17 protein-coding genes are annotated in these 16,284 nt (G+C 71.4%); 8 read left to right on the top strand and 9 right to left on the bottom strand.

Going from position 1 to position 16,284, the window contains the following annotated elements:
* The first annotated feature begins 97 nt into the window (after window positions 1-97).
* Window positions 98-319, top strand: a complete 222-nt coding sequence (locus L2C96_RS06455) for a PIN domain-containing protein (RefSeq protein WP_237335539.1) — start codon at window positions 98-100, stop codon at window positions 317-319.
* 54 nt (window positions 320-373) lie between these two features.
* Here the strand turns inward: L2C96_RS06455 and L2C96_RS06450 are convergent, their stop codons facing one another.
* Both L2C96_RS06450 and L2C96_RS06445 read right to left on the bottom strand, forming a co-directional pair.
* Window positions 374-1,087, bottom strand: coding sequence for a DedA family protein (locus L2C96_RS06450; RefSeq protein ID WP_020418417.1), 714 nt, complete (start codon window positions 1,085-1,087; stop codon window positions 374-376).
* 43 nt (window positions 1,088-1,130) lie between these two features.
* On the bottom strand, window positions 1,131-1,436 hold the full coding sequence (locus L2C96_RS06445) for a hypothetical protein (RefSeq protein ID WP_020418418.1): 306 nt from the start codon (window positions 1,434-1,436) through the stop codon (window positions 1,131-1,133).
* 38 nt (window positions 1,437-1,474) lie between these two features.
* Here L2C96_RS06445 and L2C96_RS06440 point away from each other — a divergent pair, with 38 nt between their 5' ends.
* Window positions 1,475-2,152 carry an SAVMC3_10250 family protein gene (locus L2C96_RS06440; protein WP_237335538.1) on the top strand — a complete coding sequence of 226 codons (678 nt, stop codon included), beginning with the start codon at window positions 1,475-1,477 and terminating at the stop codon, window positions 2,150-2,152.
* Here L2C96_RS06440 and nagA read toward each other — a convergent pair whose 3' ends face one another.
* Window positions 2,153-3,277 (bottom strand): N-acetylglucosamine-6-phosphate deacetylase, encoded by a 1,125-nt coding sequence (nagA, locus tag L2C96_RS06435; RefSeq protein WP_027935930.1) that lies wholly within the window; start codon window positions 3,275-3,277, stop codon window positions 2,153-2,155.
* 40 nt (window positions 3,278-3,317) lie between these two features.
* Window positions 3,318-3,884, bottom strand: a complete 567-nt coding sequence (locus tag L2C96_RS06430) for a SigE family RNA polymerase sigma factor (RefSeq protein WP_026153625.1) — start codon at window positions 3,882-3,884, stop codon at window positions 3,318-3,320.
* A gap of 119 nt (window positions 3,885-4,003) precedes the next feature.
* Here L2C96_RS06430 and L2C96_RS06425 point away from each other — a divergent pair, with 119 nt between their 5' ends.
* Window positions 4,004-4,279, top strand: a complete 276-nt coding sequence (locus L2C96_RS06425) for a YciI family protein (RefSeq protein ID WP_020418422.1) — start codon at window positions 4,004-4,006, stop codon at window positions 4,277-4,279.
* Here the strand turns inward: L2C96_RS06425 and L2C96_RS06420 are convergent.
* The 3 genes from L2C96_RS06420 to L2C96_RS06410 form a co-directional block, all read right to left on the bottom strand.
* Window positions 4,273-4,725: a pyridoxamine 5'-phosphate oxidase family protein gene (locus L2C96_RS06420; protein ID WP_020418423.1), complete on the bottom strand. Its 453-nt coding sequence runs from the start codon at window positions 4,723-4,725 to the stop codon at window positions 4,273-4,275. The two genes, L2C96_RS06425 and L2C96_RS06420, sit on opposite strands and share 7 nt — an antisense overlap.
* A gap of 10 nt (window positions 4,726-4,735) precedes the next feature.
* Entirely contained in the window at window positions 4,736-5,614 is an 879-nt protein-coding gene (locus L2C96_RS06415; RefSeq protein WP_237335537.1) for an SDR family oxidoreductase, read from the bottom strand.
* Window positions 5,615-6,642: 1,028 nt separating this feature from the next.
* A complete protein-coding gene (locus tag L2C96_RS06410) occupies window positions 6,643-7,566 on the bottom strand; it encodes an aldo/keto reductase (RefSeq protein ID WP_237335536.1) in 924 nt (307 codons plus the stop codon).
* A 50-nt stretch (window positions 7,567-7,616) separates the two neighbouring features.
* Here L2C96_RS06410 and L2C96_RS06405 point away from each other — a divergent pair, with 50 nt between their 5' ends.
* Together L2C96_RS06405 and fbaA are read left to right on the top strand one after the other, a co-directional pair.
* Window positions 7,617-8,444: an LLM class F420-dependent oxidoreductase gene (locus L2C96_RS06405; RefSeq protein ID WP_020418426.1), complete on the top strand. Its 828-nt coding sequence runs from the start codon at window positions 7,617-7,619 to the stop codon at window positions 8,442-8,444.
* 164 nt (window positions 8,445-8,608) lie between these two features.
* On the top strand, window positions 8,609-9,640 hold the full coding sequence (fbaA, locus tag L2C96_RS06400; protein WP_020418427.1) for a class II fructose-bisphosphate aldolase: 1,032 nt from the start codon (window positions 8,609-8,611) through the stop codon (window positions 9,638-9,640).
* On the opposite strand, the gene L2C96_RS06395 is transcribed toward fbaA, so the two are convergent.
* A complete protein-coding gene (locus L2C96_RS06395) occupies window positions 9,633-10,811 on the bottom strand; it encodes a hypothetical protein (RefSeq protein ID WP_237335535.1) in 1,179 nt (392 codons plus the stop codon). The genes fbaA and L2C96_RS06395 overlap by 8 nt on opposite strands.
* Window positions 10,812-11,033: 222 nt before the next feature.
* Here L2C96_RS06395 and L2C96_RS06390 point away from each other — a divergent pair, with 222 nt between their 5' ends.
* Complete coding sequence (locus L2C96_RS06390; protein ID WP_020418429.1) at window positions 11,034-11,441, top strand: DUF3151 domain-containing protein; 408 nt, start codon at window positions 11,034-11,036, stop codon at window positions 11,439-11,441.
* A gap of 11 nt (window positions 11,442-11,452) precedes the next feature.
* Here the strand turns inward: L2C96_RS06390 and L2C96_RS06385 are convergent, their stop codons facing one another.
* The gene (locus tag L2C96_RS06385) at window positions 11,453-12,670 is read right to left on the bottom strand and encodes a lipase family protein (protein ID WP_237335534.1); all 1,218 of its coding nucleotides are present in this window, start codon (window positions 12,668-12,670) and stop codon (window positions 11,453-11,455) included.
* Between the two features lie 66 nt (window positions 12,671-12,736).
* Here L2C96_RS06385 and L2C96_RS06380 point away from each other — a divergent pair, with 66 nt between their 5' ends.
* A complete protein-coding gene (locus tag L2C96_RS06380) occupies window positions 12,737-13,387 on the top strand; it encodes a TetR/AcrR family transcriptional regulator (RefSeq protein WP_039791508.1) in 651 nt (216 codons plus the stop codon).
* Window positions 13,388-13,445: 58 nt separating this feature from the next.
* Complete coding sequence (locus L2C96_RS06375; RefSeq protein ID WP_237335533.1) at window positions 13,446-15,284, top strand: FAD/NAD(P)-binding protein; 1,839 nt, start codon at window positions 13,446-13,448, stop codon at window positions 15,282-15,284.
* The last annotated feature ends 1,000 nt before the right edge of the window (window positions 15,285-16,284 follow it).

Genomic DNA, 16,284 nt, shown 5'->3' with positions numbered 1-16,284 from the left:
TGGACGCCCGGGACGAGTCGACGCTGGTCTCCTCCGCGCTCGCCGAGGTCGAGCTGCCCAGGGCGTTGCTGCGGACCGACCGGAGCTCGTCGCCCGCGTGCCGACTGTCCTGGAGCGGATCGCGCGTTACGAGATCGACGAACTGGTCCGCGCCACCGCGGCGAGCTACCGGTTGCCCGATCTGCGCTCGCTCGACGCCATCCACCTGGCGACGGCGCAGGCGATCTTCGGCAGGCATCTGACCGCGTTCGTCACCTACGACAAGCACTTGCTCGGATGCGCCCGGTCGATGGGACTACCGGCGATCGCGCCCGCCTGAGACGTGAGAAGGCCGCCGCACCGGAGCGGGTGCGGCGGCCTTCTCGCGCCTGCGTCAGCGCTCGATGCGCGGGATCTGCTGCGTGACCTCGGCGTCGGACTCGGCGGGGCCCGCGGCGGCCGCCAGCTTCTTCTCGCGGCGGGCCTTCGCCCACTCGATGACGATCGGCACCACCGAGACCAGCACGATCAGGATGAAGATGGCCTCGATGTTGTTCTTGATGAACGAGATGTTGCCGAGCAGGTGCCCCAGCGCCGTGATGCCACCGGCCCACAGGATGCCGCCGATCACCGTGTAGGTGAAGTACTTCTTGGGGTCCATGCGGCCGATGCCGGCGATCCAGGTGATGAACGTCCGGACGAACGGCACGAACCGGGCCAGCACGACCGCCTTCGGGCCGTGCTTCTCCAGGAACGCGTGCGTCTTGTCGACGTACTCCTGCTTGAAGAACCTCGAGTCCGGGCGCCGGAACAGCGCCGGGCCCGCCTTCCAGCCGATCGCGTAACCGAGGACGTTGCCGAGCAGCGCCGCGACCGTCACCAGGGTGCAGACCAGCCACAGCGGCGCCTGGATCGAGCCCTGCGCGACGAACAGGCCTGCGGTGAACAGCAGCGAGTCACCGGGGAGCACGGGGAAGATGCTGCTCTCGATGAAGATGATCAGGCACAGCCCGAGGATCACGTACGCGCCGAACTCGGTCAGCAGGTACTCCGGGTTGAACCACTTCGGCATGAGAGCGAGCGTGGTCGCGGTCTCGGCGAGAATCACAGCACAAAACGGTACAGGGTGACCCTGTGTGCAGTATGTGGGCTCACAGGAGAGTGATGAGACCGATGACCGCGCCGGTCGCGAGACCGAGGAGCGCGGCGAGGCCGAGGACCCAGTAGGCGGGCAGGTGGCGGACCGGGGGAACGTTCCGGCGCGGCGCCTGCGGGGCGGGCCGCTTGGCTGGGTTTTCCAGTGCGGCGCGCTCGCGTTCCAGCGAGCTGGCGTCCGCGCCGGACAGCAGGCCGAACTGCGGCCACCCGCCCGAGGGCGGGCCGGGGTGCGGCGCGCTGCGGGCCTGCGCCTGCAGCGCCTCGGCCAGCAGCCGTTCCGGGTCCTTCGGCTCGCTCACCCTGCACAGCGTAATCAACCGCACGGCACGATGGGCACATGCGTGAACTCGTCTACGTCTCGGAGGCGAAGCTCCGGCAGCTGCTTCCCGACCTGCCGAAGCGTGCCCGCGGCCTGCGGGACGTGGAGGCCGAGGTGACCACTCCGGTCGGCGGATTCAAGGTCGGCAAGGCGGCGCGTGAGGCCGAGCCGGGGCTCGCGGGCGCGGTCGCGCGGCTGGAGGCCTCGGAGCGGGCCCCGAAGTGGTTCGCCGACCCGGACGTGCGGCCCGGGCAGTGGGTGCACTTCGAGGCGCCGATGAGCTACGGCGTGGTGGTCAGCGCGGCGACCTTCCTGGACGTCGGCGAGCCTGTCGACGGCTACCCCTCCGGCGGGCAGCTGCGCCTGCTGCTGCACGGCTCGAGCGCCCACCTGCTCGGGGCCGGGCACCCGGAGCACCGGACCGGGCGGGACGTGACGTTCTCGCTGTGGCTGCACTTCACCCATGCGCTGCGCGAAGCGAACGTCGAGAACGGCCGGAGCGACCTCGACGACAACCAGCTGTTCCACGGGTGGCTGAAGCGGGTCCTGCGGTGGCTGGACCAGGAGTTCCAGCCGCGCTACACCGCCGCCTGGGTCGCCGGCTACGCGCGCGTCACCGCGCGGATCCCCACGCCGTCGGGCACGGTGCTGGCCGCGACGCCGCTCTACGTGGAGCACGTCGAGCCGCCCGCCTGATCAGGCGATCCAGGCGCCCTGCCGCAGCACCCGCTTGGGCCGGAGGTCGGCGTCCAGCACCACCAGGTCGGCGGCGAGCCCCGTGCGCAGCGACCCGAGCCGGTCGGCGAGGCCCAGCAGTTCGGCCGGGCGTCCCGAGGTCGCGCGGACCGCGTCGGGGATGGCCAGGCCGGCGCCCTTGACCAGGTTGCGGAACGCCGCGTCCATGGTCAGCGTGCTGCCGGCCAGCGATCCGGTGTCGGCGAGCGTCGCCACACCGTCCCGGACGTCGACCTCCAGCCGGCCAAGGTGGTAGCGGCCGTCGGCGGCGTCGGTGGCCGACATGGCGTCCGTGATGAGGATCGTGCGGCCGCGGCCGGCGTACCGGGCGGCCATCCGCAGCACGGTGGGGTGCACGTGGACCAGGTCGCAGATCAGCTCGACCGTGACGCGCTCGTCGTCGAGCAGGACGCCGATCGGGCCGGGCTCGCGGTGGTGCAGCGGGCGCATGCCGTTGAACAGGTGCGTCGCGACGGTCGCACCGGCGTCGATGGCCGGGCGGATCTGCTCCTCGGTGCCGTCGGTGTGCCCGATCGCGGCGATCACGCCGGACTCGGCCAGCTGGCGGACCGCGCGGACACCGCCGTTCAGCTCCGGCGCCAGCGTCACCATGCGGACCGCGCCGTGACCGGCCCGCAGCAGGGCGTCGACGGTCGCCGCGTCGGGTTCGCGCAGCACCGCCGGGTCGTGGGCGCCGCAACGGGCGGACGCGATGAACGGGCCCTCCAGGTGGATGCCGGCCAGCTCGCCGTCCTCGACGAGCTCCCGCAGCACGGCCATCTGGTCCACCAGCGTGCGCACCGGATCGGACACCAGGCTCGCGAGCATCGTGGTGGTGCCGTGCCTGCGGTGGGCCTTGATCGCGGTGACGATCTCCTTCGCGTCGCCGCTGGAGAACGACCCGCCCCCGCCGCCGTGGCAGTGCGCGTCGACGAAACCGGGCACCACGTAGCACCCGCCGACGTCCACCTGGTCACCCGGCGGTGGCGTCCCGGTGCCGATGCCCGCGATCGCCCCGCCGGAGACCGCGAGCCAGCCGTCGTCCACCAGTCCTTCGGGGAGGGCGAGCCTGCCACCCGTCAGCACGAAACCCGTCACAGGCTCCAGCATATTGGTCTAAACCAGCTTAGGCACTCATGGCCTTCTGGAGAGCCTCCAGGGCCCGGCTCGCCGTGGACTTCACGGTGCCCTTCGAAATGCCCGCGACCTCGGAGATCTCCGCTTCGGAGAGCCCGCCGTAGTAGCGCAGGACGAGCACCTCGCGTTGCCGCGGCGGCAGCTTCGACAGCGCGTTCACCACCGACTGGTGTTCGCTGGACAGCATCGCCAGGCTCTCCGCGGAGCGCGCGTTGACCACGTGCGGCGGCACGTACTCGCGGGCGGTCTTGCGGCGGCGCAGCACGCTGCGCGAGCCGTTGACGACCGCTGTGCGCAGGTAGGCGACCGCGGACGCGGCGTCGCGCAGCTTGCCCCAGTTGCGGTAGAGCCCGGTGAACGCCTCCTGCACGACGTCCTCGGCCGTGGCCGGTTCGTCGACGAGCAGGATCGCGAGCCGGACCAGCCGCATCCGGTGGATCTTGTACAGATCCTCCAGCGTCAGCGGGCCCGCCGGCTGGGCCGGCGCGACCCCGTCCATGGTGCGCAAGTGCCCGAGCGTGCGTTCGACGCTGCGCTCCGCGCTGCCGTCCGGCATGTACTCCCGCCTGTCCTCGGCCTGACCGTTGTCCACGTGCTGTACACGCGGGAACCAGCGTATCGGTTGATTCACTTCACCCGGTAGCGTGCGGAGCAGGTACTCAGACGGAGGTGCGCATGGCCTGGTTCCTGGTGCAGACGGTTTACGACCAGGGGAAGTACGCGGAGGTCCGGCCCCGGCACCGCGAGTACCTCGCGAAGCTCGCGGCCGAGGGCACGGTCGCGGTGGCCGGCCCGTTCGCCGACGACTCGGGTGGCGTGTTCCTGATCCAGGCCGAGGACGCCGACTCACTCCAGGCCGTCCTCGACGCCGATCCGTACGTCGTCGAGGGCGCCCTGGAGAGCTTCACGGTGCGGGAGTTCAAGCCGACGCTGGGCGCCTGGGTTCAGTAGACGCCGCCGAGCTTGGTGTGGTCCCAGCTGACGACCTTCGTCGGCGTGAACACCAGCCCGACACGCTTGGCCGCCTGTGCGGCGACCACCTCGGCGGCGAGCGAGCCGCCGCCGTAGCGCTCCGCCATGGCCGAGCCGATCTCCGCCACGGACGGGGTGTCCTCGACGATCTCGACGTCGGCCTCGAACTGGACGCCGCGCAGCTTGTCGTAGGTGTCGCCGGTCTCGACGAGCACGGTGGCCTGCGGCAGCCGCTGCAGGTTCGCGACCTTCTGCGATTTGCGGTAGGTCCAGGTCGCGACCCCGTCGCCACGCGGCACGTACCAGAGCGGCGCGAGGTGCGGGCGGCCGTTGGGGTTGATCGTGGCGACGTTGATGACCTTTTGTTCGGCGAGGAACGCGAGGACCTCGTCGGGGGTCATCTTGATCAGGTCGCGGCGGGACATGCGGGCCTCCTCAATGGATCGCTGCCCGTCCACCATGCCCGGTGATGGCGGCTTCGCGCGCGCCGCGTGCCTTGATGTCCTCGAGCGCGGCCTTGTCCGCGGCGGGGACGCGGGTGCGCGACCCGAGCTCGACGATCGGCGGGAGGAACGAGCGGAAGGCCTTGAGCACGCCGACCCACTTGGGCACGTGGATGACGCGGGCGCGCTTGAGGACGCCCGCCTCGATCTGGTCGAGGGCGACGTTCAGCGGGTAGGTCTTGCCGAGCAGGCCGGGCATGCCGGCGCGGAGCTTGCCGAAGACCGGGTGGGCGTCGGCGCTGTCGACCAGGTCGGTCTTGATCCAGGTCGGGTGGGCGACGCCGACCTTGACGCCCAGGTGGGCGACCTCGGCGCGGAGGCTGTTGGAAAACGCCTCGACGCCGGCCTTCGCGGCGGCGTAGTTGGCCATGCCGGGCGCGTGGGTGATCGCCGCGAGGGAGGAGATGGCCAACAGGTACCCGCGGCGCTCGATGACGTGGGGCAGCGTGACGCGGAAGGTGCGCCACACGCCGAGCAGGTCGACCTCGATGACCTTTTCGAAGGCGGCGGGGTCGACGGAGCGGACGAAGCCGGTGGTGGCGATGCCCGCGTTGGCGATGACGATGTCGATGCCGCCGAAGTGCTCGACCACGCCCGCGGTGGCTTTTTCGAGGGCGTCCCAGTCGGTCACGTCGGCTTCCCAGGACTTCGCGGAGTCCCCGATGCGTTCCGCGACCTTGCGCTGCTCGTCGGCTTCGAGCCCGACGAGGGCAACCTTGGCCCCCCGAGCCGCGAGACGCTCCGCGAGCCCGGCGCCAATGCCGCGCGCAGCTCCGGTGATGAGCACGACCTTGCCTTTTACGTTCGCCATGGACGGACCATATACCAACCTACCGGGAGTAAGCTACTCCTCAGTAGGTGGATTGGTCTTTGTTGGTGGCGGGTCTCGGGGGCCAGCGTCGCTGGGCGAGTCGTTCGCGGGGCGCGCTCGTGGTTGCTTCGTTGCCGGGTTGGTTGGCAGGCCGTTCGCGGGGGCGCGAGTGGCGTCTCGGCCACGGGGGCACCGAGTGGCATCTCGGCCACGGGGGCACCGAGTGGGCATCTCGGCGGCTCGCCGGTGGGCGCTTCGTGCGCCACGGCGTGACCGCTCGTTGGGCCACGAGTGGGAATGTCGTGGCAGTACCGGTGGACACTTCGCGAACGCGCGAGCGGACACCTCGCAGCCACACGAGCCGGCACCTCATAGGCACACGAGCGGGCACCTCATAGCCACACGACTGGACACCTCCTCGGCGCACCGCTGGGCGCCTCGCCCAGCCCAGGCACCAAGGGACGCCTCGCCGCCATGTGGATGGACACCTCGTGGCAGCACGAGTGGGCACCTCGCGCCTGAGGCGCGAGTGGGTACCTCACAGCCACACGAGCAGGCATCTCATCGCCGCACCACTGGGCACCTCGCACACGCGGGCACCGGTGGGCACTTCATGAACGCACGAATGGGCCGCTCGCCCCGCACGAGGTGCCCACTCGTGGCGTGCGGAACCACCAGCGCCGCCGAGGGTCAGATCGCATCAGCAGGACCGGCCACCACCTCCAGCGCAGGCCGGGCCGGCGCCGACTGAGTCAGCCATGGCCAGGCCAACCCAGCCGCCCCAGGCCCAGTCGGGCCGACCCCGACCGACCCAGCTCAAGCCAGCCCGGCCCAGCTCAAGCCAGCCCGAGCCAGCCCGAGCCAAGCCAGCCCGAGCCAAGCCAGCCCGAGCCAAGCCAGGCCAGGCCGAGCCAAGCCAGGCCGAGCCAAGCCAGGCCAAACCAGGCCGGGCCAGGCCAAACCCCGGCGGGGCCGGGCCGGGCCAACTCAATCCGGCCAGCCCGGGCGCCCCAGGTCCACCAACCCACCTACTGCGAAGCCTCATCCAAAACAGCCAGCTCCTCCGCATCAAGACGCAACTCCACCGAGGCCAGCAAATCCGTCAACTGCTCCACATTCCGGGCACTGGCGATGGGCGCCACGACAGTCGGCTGCGCGGCCAGCCATGCCAGCGCCACCGCGGCCGGGGAGGTTCCGTGCGCGGCCGAGATCTCGTCCAGCGCCTCCAGCACCCGCTCGCCCCGGTGGTCCAGGTACTCCACCGCCTTCTCGGCGCGTGGGCTGCCGCTCGCCTCGCGGCTGCGGTACTTGCCGGTCAGGAAGCCGCGCGCCAGGCCGAAGTAGGGCAGCGTCGCCAGGCCCTCGCGAGCCACCAGCGGGGCCAGCTCCTGCTCGTACCCGCGCTCCACCAGGTTGTAGTGCGGCTGCACCGCGACATACCGGGCGAACCCCTCGCGGTCCGAAATGGACAGCGCCTCGGCCAGGCGCTCAGCGCTGTAGTTCGACGCCCCCAGGTGCCGCACCTTCCCGGCCCGCACCAGCTCGTCGAACGCGCCCAGCGTCTCCTCCAGCGGCACGTCCGCCACATCGCGGTGGGCGTAGTACAGGTCCAGATAATCAGTCTGCAACCGGCGCAGCGAATCCTCCGCCGCCTCGCGGATGTTCTTCGCGCTCACCCCCGGCCGCGCCGCCCAGCTGCCCACCTTCGTCGCGATCACCACGTCATCCCGGCGACCACGGCGCTTCAGCCACCTGCCGATGATCGTCTCGGACTCGCCGCCCGAATTGCCCGGGATGCGGGCCATGTACACGTCCGCCGTGTCGATGAAGTTGCCGCCGGCGGCCGCGTACGCGTCCAGCACGGCGAAAGACTGCTCCTCGTCCGCCGTCCAGCCGAACACGTTGCCCCCGAGGTTCAGGGGGAACACCTCCAGATCACCGATTTTCGCCATGTTGCCAACGTAGAGGAATGCACCGGCCACCCGCCGGAGTTGAGACGGTCATGGCTATCGAACTCGGCAAGATCGGTATCTGGCGGGGCTGGCACCAGCTGAACGCGGACCTGGCACGCGAAGCCGAACGCCTCGGCTTCGGCGCGATCTGGATCGGCGGCTCCCCCGACGGGCAGCTGACCATCGTCGACGAGCTGCTGGACGCGACGGAGAACATCAAGGTCGCCACGGGCATCGTCAACATGTGGAAGGACGACGCGGCCACGGTCGGCGCGTCCTGGAACCGAATCGAGGCCAAGCACCCCGGCCGCTTCCTCCTCGGCGTCGGCATCGGCCACCCGGAGGCCCATCAGGAGTACCAGAAGCCCTACGACAAGATCGTCGACTACCTCGACGGCCTGGACCAGGCAGGCGTACCGGTCGCCGCACGCGCGCTGGCCGCACTCGGCCCGAAGGTGCTCAAGCTCTCCGCCGAGCGCACCGCGGGCGCGCACCCGTACCTGACCACGCCGGAGCACACCAAGGAAGCCCGCCGCGTCCTCGGTGACGGCGTGCTGCTGGCGCCCGAGCAGAAGGTCGTCCTGGAGACCGACCCGGCGAAGGCCCGCGCCATCGCCCGCCCGACCATCGAGCACCCCTACCTCCACCTCGTCAACTACCGCAGCAACCTGCTCCGCCACGGCTGGTCCGAGGCCGACCTGGACAACGGCGGCAGCGACGCGCTGATCGACGCGCTCGCCCTGCACGGCGACATCGACTCGATCGCCGCAGGCATCACCGCCCACCTCGACGCCGGCGCCGACCACGTCTGCGTCCAGGTCCTCGGCGACGACCCGCTGCCCGGCTACCGCGCCATCAGCGAAGCCCTGCTCTCCTGACCCGCTCCAGACCGCCGAAGCCGCTCCGCCCGCACCAGGGTGGAGCGGCTTTTCTCACTTGATCGTTCCCGACCTCCGCGGCAGAGAGCCAGCACACTGTCCTCGCACCGCCGACCTCGTACGATTCGGGCAAGGAAGGCGAACCACAGCTAGGAGGACCAACGATGCCCATCGCCACCCCCGAGGTCTACGCGGAGATGCTGGACCGGGCCAAGGCGGGCGAGTTCGCGTACCCGGCGATCAACGTGACCTCGTCGGAGACCCTCAACGCCGCCCTGCGCGGGTTCGCCGACGCGGAGAGCGACGGGATCATCCAGATCTCGACCGGTGGCGCCGAGTTCGCTTCCGGCACCCGGGTCAAGGACATGGTGACCGGCGCGACCGCGCTCGCCGAGTTCGCGCACGTCGTCGCCGAGAAGTACCCGGTCAACATCGCCCTGCACACCGACCACTGCCCCAAGGACAAGCTGGACGGCTTCGTCCGCCCGCTGATCGCCCTGTCCCAGGAGCGCGTCAACAAGGGCCAGAACCCGCTGTTCCAGTCGCACATGTGGGACGGCTCGGCCATCGACCTGGACGAGAACCTGGAGATCGCCACCGAGCTGCTCGCCAAGGCGGCCGCCGCGAAGATCATCCTCGAGGTCGAGATCGGCGTCGTCGGCGGCGAGGAGGACGGCGTCTCGAACGACATCAACGAGAAGCTGTACACCGCCGAGGGCGACTTCGTGAAGACCGTCGACGCGCTGGGCACCGGCGAGAAGGGCCGCTACCTGCTCGCCGCCACCTTCGGCAACGTCCACGGCGCGTACAAGCCGGGCGCGGTCAAGCTGCGCCCGGAGGTGCTCAAGCGCGGCCAGCAGGTCGCCGCCGAGAAGCTGGGCCTCGCCGAGGGCAGCAAGCCGTTCGAGCTCGTCTTCCACGGCGGCTCCGGCTCGCTCCTGGAGGAGATCCACGAGGCGGTCTCCTACGGCGTGGTGAAGATGAACATCGACACCGACACCCAGTACGCGTTCTCCCGCCCGATCGCCGACCACTTCTTCAAGAACTACGACGGCGTCCTGAAGATCGACGGCGAGGTCGGCAACAAGAAGACCTACGACCCGCGCAGCTACCTCAAGGTGGCCGAGGCCGCGATGGCCAAGCGCATCGTCGAGGCCGCCGAGCACCTCAAGTCGGCCGGCCAGAAGCTCAGCTGACCGCGACCTCCCGGTGGGTCCTCACGCGGGTGAGGGCCCACCAGAGGACCGGCAGGCCGACCAGCACCACCAGGGCAGGCCAGTAGGCGAACGGCGGCGCGGACTCGGTGTGCGCGTCGCCGAGCAGCCACGGCCGCAGCTGCGCCTGCAGCCACAGCGCGCCGTACCCGAACGCGGTCACCAGCAGCCCGCCGACCAGCGGCGTCAGCACCCGGTGCGCCCGCCCGATCCTGAACGCGACGTCCACCGCGAGCCCGACGGCGAGCAGGTAGAACGGGATCGCCGAGGCCGGGAACATGCCCACGACGAGCAGCGGCCAGATGATCGCGCGGTAGGCCACATAAGCCGCGGCCACCGCGGTCGCCGCCCACGCGCGGCCGATCGTGTGCCGCGCCAGCGCCAGCACCAGCGCGGAGACCCCGATGCCCCACAGCGGGTAGACCCAGTCGGCGATCGGCATCGCGAAGTGCAGCACCGCGACCCGGTCGACCGGGTGCCCGATCTGCTCGGCGGCGAAGCTCAGCAGCGACGGCTCGGCCTCCGGCGCGCCGCGCTCCCACGCCCGCAGGCTGATGATGCCGTACTCCTGCTGCCCGTTCGGGAAGAACGTGTTCTCCAGGAAGAACACCCACAGCCCGGTCAGCACCAGCGTGCGGAACCGGCCCGGCGGCGCGGACTTCAGCCAGCCGTCGATGACGCCGGCGAGCATCACGCCGGTGCCGATGTAGAGCAGCATGTGCGTGGGGCTCCACGCGGTCAGGTCGACGCCGCTGACCCGGTGGTTGATGACGTCCAGCGGCGCGGCGATCAGGAACATCACCAGCCCGGCCTGCATCAGCCGCAGCGACCGGCGGTCGCAGCCGAGCCCGGTGTAGCTGTGGATCGCGACGAGGACGATGACGATCCCGGTGCCGACCGTGTTGATCAGGTGCGGCGGGGCGAAGTCGTCGCGGATGAACTTGAAGTGCCACGACATGTCCCAGGACGAGCCGAGCACCTTGAAGGTGAACGCGACCAGCCACATGCCGTAGGCGAACCGCAGCACCCACTCGGGCGTCGGCTGCCCCGGCACTCCGCGCACCCAGTGGGTGGCGAAGAAAAGCTTGGTCTTGCCGATGGGTCCGCGTGGCACGGCGACACCCTCGGCGGCCCCCTCGAGCGCCTTCGTCATGCGGACATCATCCACGGTCGGCCCGGCGGGGCGGAGCGAGATGCCGGAATTTCAGGGTTCACCCTGAGGCGTGACACGCTTGCGTCCGGGGGCGGCGGCGGGCATTGTGTCCGCCCGTGATGCCGAAACGTCTCGTCGCCACGATCCTGATCGCCGCTCTCGTCCTGCTCGGCAGCGGGGTCCTCGCAAGCCTGTTCGTCTGAACCGCCGATACTGGGCAGCATGACGAACCTGCTGGAACCCGACCCCACCCGGCTGCCCGAGCGCGTGGACGCGCAGGCCGCGATGGACGCAGGCACCGACCCGTCCGACGTGGCCGCCGAGCACCCCGACTTCAGCGAGGCCTGGGCGGCGCTGGCCGAGCGGGCGCTGGAGGCGGGCGAGTTCGTCCCCGCCTACGCCTTCGCCCGCACTGGCTACCACCGCGGCCTGGATCAGCTGCGCCGCGCCGGGTGGAAGGGCTTCGGCCCGGTCCCCTGGGACCACCGCCCGAACCAGGGCTTCCTGCGTGCCCTCGCCGCCCTCGCGAAGGCCGCCCAGCGCCTCGGCGAGACCGAGGAGTACGAGCGGTGCCGGAAGTTCATCGCCGACTCCGACCCGGCGGCCGCCGCGGCGACCGGCCTCCAGTAGATCCGGACCATCTAGAACGCTCCACAGTTGGTTGGTGCCGCCTTCCCCGCGAACCGGCCTTCCAGCCAGGCGAAGGCGGCCGGGTAGCCGGCGACGGCGCCACCGACGTGGGTCGGCACCGCGAGCGTGTCGAACTGCACGGTGGCGCCCTCGCCGCACCAGTTCCGGGCCATGGTGCGGCCCTGCTCGTAGGGCACGATGTCGTCCAGCGCGCTGTGCACGACGTACATCGGCACCTCCGGTTCGAGCGTCCCGATCCGCTGCTCCTCGACGACCGACGCGTACGGCTCCTCGGCCAGGTACTCGCCGATCGAGCGGCCGTCGACGGTCAGGTCGGCGGTGCGGGTGAACGCGTGGTTCACGATCGACTCGGCGGTGCACTCGTTCTCGACCTGCGCTTCGAGCGCCTTGCCCCGGTCGTTGAGGACGTCGGTGATGCGCAGCTCGGGGTAGGCGTAGTTGACGCTCGCGACCGCGAACATCAGGAAGCCGACGGCGTAGGCGCCGTCCAGGCTGCGGCCGACCGCGGCGAGGTCCGCCGGGACCGCGCCCGCGTAGGCGCCCTTGAGGTCCAGCTCCGGCGCGTAGGACGGCTGCAGCTCGGCGGCCGCGGCGGACGCGCCACCGCCCTGCGAGTAGCCGGCGATCGCGACCGGTCCGTCGGCGGGCACGCCCGGCAGCTGCTGCGCCGCGCGGATCGAGTCGAGGACGGCGTGGCCCTCGGCCTTGCGGTTGACGTAGGTGTGCACGCCGGGGGTGCCGAGGCCCTCGTAGTCCGTGACGACCACCGCGTAGCCGCGCGCCAGCAGGCCGGCGATGAACGGGCCCTCGTACTCCCCGCCCGCGGCGAGTGCCTTCGACGGCGCGCACTGGTCGCCGAGGCCCTGCGTGCCGGGGGCGTAGGCGATGAGCGGCCGGTCGCCCGCGCCGTGCCACGGCGTCTTCGGTGTCAGCACGGTTCCGGTGACCGCGATGGCGTCACCGTGCGTGTCCGTGCTGCGGTACATGATCCGCTCGACGTCGGCGGGAGCGCGGAGCAGTTTCACCGGGTCGAGGAAGAACTCGCTCGGCGCGTGACGGATGATGGCCCCGTTGTCACTCGGCAGGGTGGCCGGCGGGTCGTAGAAGTCAGCGGAGGAGGTCACGGCGACGGCGGGCGTGGTCGTCAACGACAGCGCGGCGACCGCCGCGGTCACGATCGCCACGAGCCGGCGATTCGAAAGGCGCATGAACGCTCCCCGGTGAGCTATTTTCCGACAGCTATGTCGGAAAAGGATTGTGGTGAGGTGGCAGGCATGTCAATGCCCCGAAAGCGTGGCCCCGGCAGGCCCCGGAAGCTGCCGGTCGCCGAACAGCGCGCGCTCGTGCTCGCCGCGGCGGGGCACGTGTTCGCCACGAGCGGCCTGCAGGGCGCCACCATCGAACAGATCGCGCGTGACGCCGGCCTGACCCGGCAGGCGGTCTACGAGCTCTACGGCGACAAGAACGCGTTGTTCGCGGCCGTCGTCGAACAGGCGGAGGAACAGGCCTACGCGGCGATCGCCGCGGCCGGCGCGAGCGACGCCGATCTGGACCTGAAGAGCTGGGCGCGCAAGAACTACGCGAACCTGTTCGACTTCGTCGCCGGGCACCCGGACGCGCTGCCGCTGTTCCAGGAAGCCGAGCGCACCGGCAATTCCGCGTTGTCCCGGCTGCGGAAGCGGCTGGCCCTGGTCTACACCGAGGCGAGCGGGCAGCGGTGGGCGGAGTTCGGCGTCGAACCGGGCCGGGCGGACACCGCGCTGGTCACGATGTACTTCGCGATGGTCGAGTCGCTGGTCCGGCTCAACTGGAACGGCGACGCGCCGGACCGGGACGCGTTGATCGACCTGCTGACCGAGTTCACGATCGGCGGCGTGCTGCGGCTGTACAGCCAGGCGCCGGAGGTCATCGCGCGCGTCCGGTAGGTGTCCAGGATGCGGGAACCAGGGCAGCGGCGCGAGGTCTTTCCGTAGCGTCGAAGGCATGGCGCCGTCTCAGCTCGCGATCGTGGGGGCGGGGCCGCGTGGCGTCGGCGTGCTGGAGCGGCTGTCGGCGAACGCGGCCGAGTTGCTCGGGCCCGCGGGGCTGGTGGTGCACCTGATCGACCCCTTTCCTCCGGGCGCGGGACGGATCTGGCGGTACGAGCAGTCGCCGCTGCTGCGGATGAACTCGATGGCCGAGGACGTCACGATGTTCACCGACGACACGGTGACGATGGACGGGCCCGTGCGGACCGGGCCGTCGCTGTGGCAGTGGGCGCAGGAGGTGCGCGCGGGGCGGATCCGCTACGACGTGCCCGAGGACCTGCGAGACGAGCTCGCGGCGTTGCGCGGAACGTCGTTCCCGACGCGGCGGCTGGCGAGCGCCTACCTGGACTGGGTGTACCGGCACGTGCTGGCCGGACTGGCGCCGGGCATCGAGGTGGTGGAGCACCGCACGCGCGCGACGCGGATCGACGAGACACGCGTGTGGCTGGACGGTGTGGACGAGCCGCTGGACGTGGACGTCATCGTGCTGGCGGTCGGGCACCTGGACGCCGAACCGGGTTCGGGTGAGCGGGAACTGGCGGAGTTCGCGGCCGCGCACGGGCTGGCGTACTACCCGGCGGGGTACACGGCGGACGTCGACTACCAGCACGTCGCGCCGGGTGAGCCGGTGCTGGTGCGCGGGTTCGGGCTGGCGTTCGTCGACCTGATGCTGTTGCTCACCGAGGGCCGCGGCGGGCGGTTCGAGGAGCGGTCGGGCGGCCTGGTCTACCACCCGAGCGGGGCGGAACCGGTGCTGCACATCGGATCCCGGCGCGGGGTGCCGTACCACGCGAAGCCCGGTTACCGGTTGCAGGGGTCGGCGCTGCGCCTGCCGCGGTTCTTCGGTCCGGAGCGGGTTGCGGAACTGCTGGGGCGGGACCGGCACCTCGACTTCCGCGCGGACGTGTGGCCGCACGTCGCGAAGGAGCTGGCGTGGGGGTACTACAGCGAGCTGTTCACCGGTCATCCGTCGCGGGTGCTGATGTCATTCGAGGATTTTTCCCGTTGTTTCGCGGAGTTTTCGTGGGACAGCGCGGAGATGCGGGCGCTGGTGCGGCGGGCGGTGCCTGCCGAGGAGGACCGGCTCGACCTCGAGCGGCTGGACCGGCCGCTGGCGGGGCTGCGGTTCGAGACGGCGGAGGAGTTCGGGAAGCACCTGAGGTCCTATGTGGAGGCCGACCTGGCGCGGCGGGCGGATCCGGCGTATTCGGCGGATCTGGGCGCGTTCATGGCTTTGTTGTCGGCGTACCAGCAGATGCCGGCGCTGACCGCGTCCGGCGCGCTCGATGTGTCCGATGTGGATGGCTGGTGGCACGGGTTCTTCTCGTACTACGCGAGCGGCCCGCCGCCGCGGCGGTTGCACGAGTTGCTGGCGTTGCACCAGGCCGGGGTGGTGTCTTTCCTGGGGGCGGATGTTTCGATTTCGCTCTCGGCGGAGGGGTTTGTGGCGTCGTCGGGCAGCTTCCCGGGTTCGGTGACGGCCCGGACGCTGATCGAGGCGCGCCTGCCGACGCCCAGCGTCTCACGGGCGTCGGACGGTTTGCTGGCGCAGTTGCGGGGCGCGGGCGAGCTGGCGGAGGAGCACGTGCGGGACCTGCCGTCGGGCCGCATCTCGACGCGGGTGTCGGACGGACGGTTGCTGGACGCGGCAGGCCGGCCCCAGTCGCGGCGTTTCGCCTTGGGCCCGCACACGAGCGCCCGCTCGGCAGCGGCGTTCACCCGCCCACGCACGAACGGCCCGTCATTCCGCCAGAACGACGCTGCGGCGCGGGAGATCCTGCGAATGGTGGGGTGATTTACAGGCCGCAGCGGGGGCGGGTGCCGGGCGCGGCGGATGCCATGCGCAAGGCAGCGGCAGCGGCAGAGGCGACGAGGCGGGGCGCGGCGGGCGCCGGGCGCGGCCGGGGCGGGGTGCGGCCGGGGCGGGGTGCGGCGGGCGCCTGGCGTGGCAGGTGCCGGGTAAGGCAAGTGCCATCCGCAGTACGGCGGCGCGGGCCGCGGCGTGTGCCCATCGCGGTGGGCGGCACTTGCGGCCTGGGCCGGCCGGGGTGCTGCGCCGGCCAGAGTGCCGGGCCGACCGGGGTGCCGGGCCAGCCAGGGTGCCGCGCCGGCCAGGGTGCCGGGCCTGCTGGGGTGCCGCGCCAGCCAGGGTGCCGGGCCTGCTGGGGTGCCGCGCCAGCCAGGGTGCCGGGCCTGTCGGGGTGCCGGGCCGGCCAGGGTGCCGGGCCAGCCAGGGTGCCGGGCCAGCCAGGGTGCCGGACCAGCCGGGGCGGCCTGCGCCGGCCGGGGTGCCGGGCCAGCCAGCGTGCCGGGCCAGCCAAGGTGCCGGGCCAGCCAGGGTGCTGCGCCGGCCGGGGTGCCGGGCCGGCCGGCTACGGGCGCGGGCCGGAATGGCTGGCAGCGGGGTTGAGTTCTCGGGTCCTGCGCTCGCGGGCCGGGGGGTGGGGCAGGCCGCCGCTCGGGTACCAGCGGGCGGCGGCCTGCCACCGGCCCCGGGCGTGAACGTCCCGGTTGCAGTTCCGGGGCCGGCTCATCCAGCATTCACCACCGGCAGACCGGCCCTCGCGCGGGACGCTGCCCACCGCGCTACTGACGCACCGCCCCACCCCCAGCGCGGTGGGCCGCGATCTTCGGCCACGCGGCCCGCATCCACCAGAGCCACGCGGCCCGCAGCCACCAGAGCCACGCGGGCCGGGTCAACGAGAACCACGCGGGCCGGATCAACGGGAGCCACTCGGCCTGGATCAACAGGAGCCACGCGGCCCAGATCAACGAAGGCCACCCGCCCAGGACCA

The sequence above is a fragment of the Amycolatopsis tucumanensis genome, from assembly GCF_021654135.1.
Classification (GTDB): domain Bacteria; phylum Actinomycetota; class Actinomycetes; order Mycobacteriales; family Pseudonocardiaceae; genus Amycolatopsis_E; species Amycolatopsis_E tucumanensis.
This window is presented reverse-complemented; position numbering and strand designations above follow the sequence as displayed.

Bases quoted from the DNA above. Each gene is read 5' to 3' on its own strand.
- L2C96_RS06440 (WP_237335538.1), top strand. From the start codon at position 1,475: ATGCGTGAACTCGTCTACGTCTCGGAGGCGAAGCTCCGGCAGCTGCTT.
- L2C96_RS06430 (WP_026153625.1), bottom strand. From the start codon at position 3,884: ATGCCGGACGGCAGCGCGGAGCGCAGCGTCGAACGCACGCTCGGGCAC.
- L2C96_RS06425 (WP_020418422.1), top strand. From the start codon at position 4,004: ATGGCCTGGTTCCTGGTGCAGACGGTTTACGACCAGGGGAAGTACGCG.
- L2C96_RS06420 (WP_020418423.1), bottom strand. From the start codon at position 4,725: ATGTCCCGCCGCGACCTGATCAAGATGACCCCCGACGAGGTCCTCGCG.
- L2C96_RS06415 (WP_237335537.1), bottom strand. From the start codon at position 5,614: ATGGCGAACGTAAAAGGCAAGGTCGTGCTCATCACCGGAGCTGCGCGC.
- L2C96_RS06410 (WP_237335536.1), bottom strand. From the start codon at position 7,566: ATGGCGAAAATCGGTGATCTGGAGGTGTTCCCCCTGAACCTCGGGGGC.
- L2C96_RS06405 (WP_020418426.1), top strand. From the start codon at position 7,617: ATGGCTATCGAACTCGGCAAGATCGGTATCTGGCGGGGCTGGCACCAG.
- fbaA (WP_020418427.1), top strand. From the start codon at position 8,609: ATGCCCATCGCCACCCCCGAGGTCTACGCGGAGATGCTGGACCGGGCC.
- L2C96_RS06395 (WP_237335535.1), bottom strand. From the start codon at position 10,811: ATGACGAAGGCGCTCGAGGGGGCCGCCGAGGGTGTCGCCGTGCCACGC.
- L2C96_RS06390 (WP_020418429.1), top strand. From the start codon at position 11,034: ATGACGAACCTGCTGGAACCCGACCCCACCCGGCTGCCCGAGCGCGTG.
- L2C96_RS06385 (WP_237335534.1), bottom strand. From the start codon at position 12,670: ATGCGCCTTTCGAATCGCCGGCTCGTGGCGATCGTGACCGCGGCGGTC.
- L2C96_RS06380 (WP_039791508.1), top strand. From the start codon at position 12,737: ATGTCAATGCCCCGAAAGCGTGGCCCCGGCAGGCCCCGGAAGCTGCCG.
- L2C96_RS06375 (WP_237335533.1), top strand. From the start codon at position 13,446: ATGGCGCCGTCTCAGCTCGCGATCGTGGGGGCGGGGCCGCGTGGCGTC.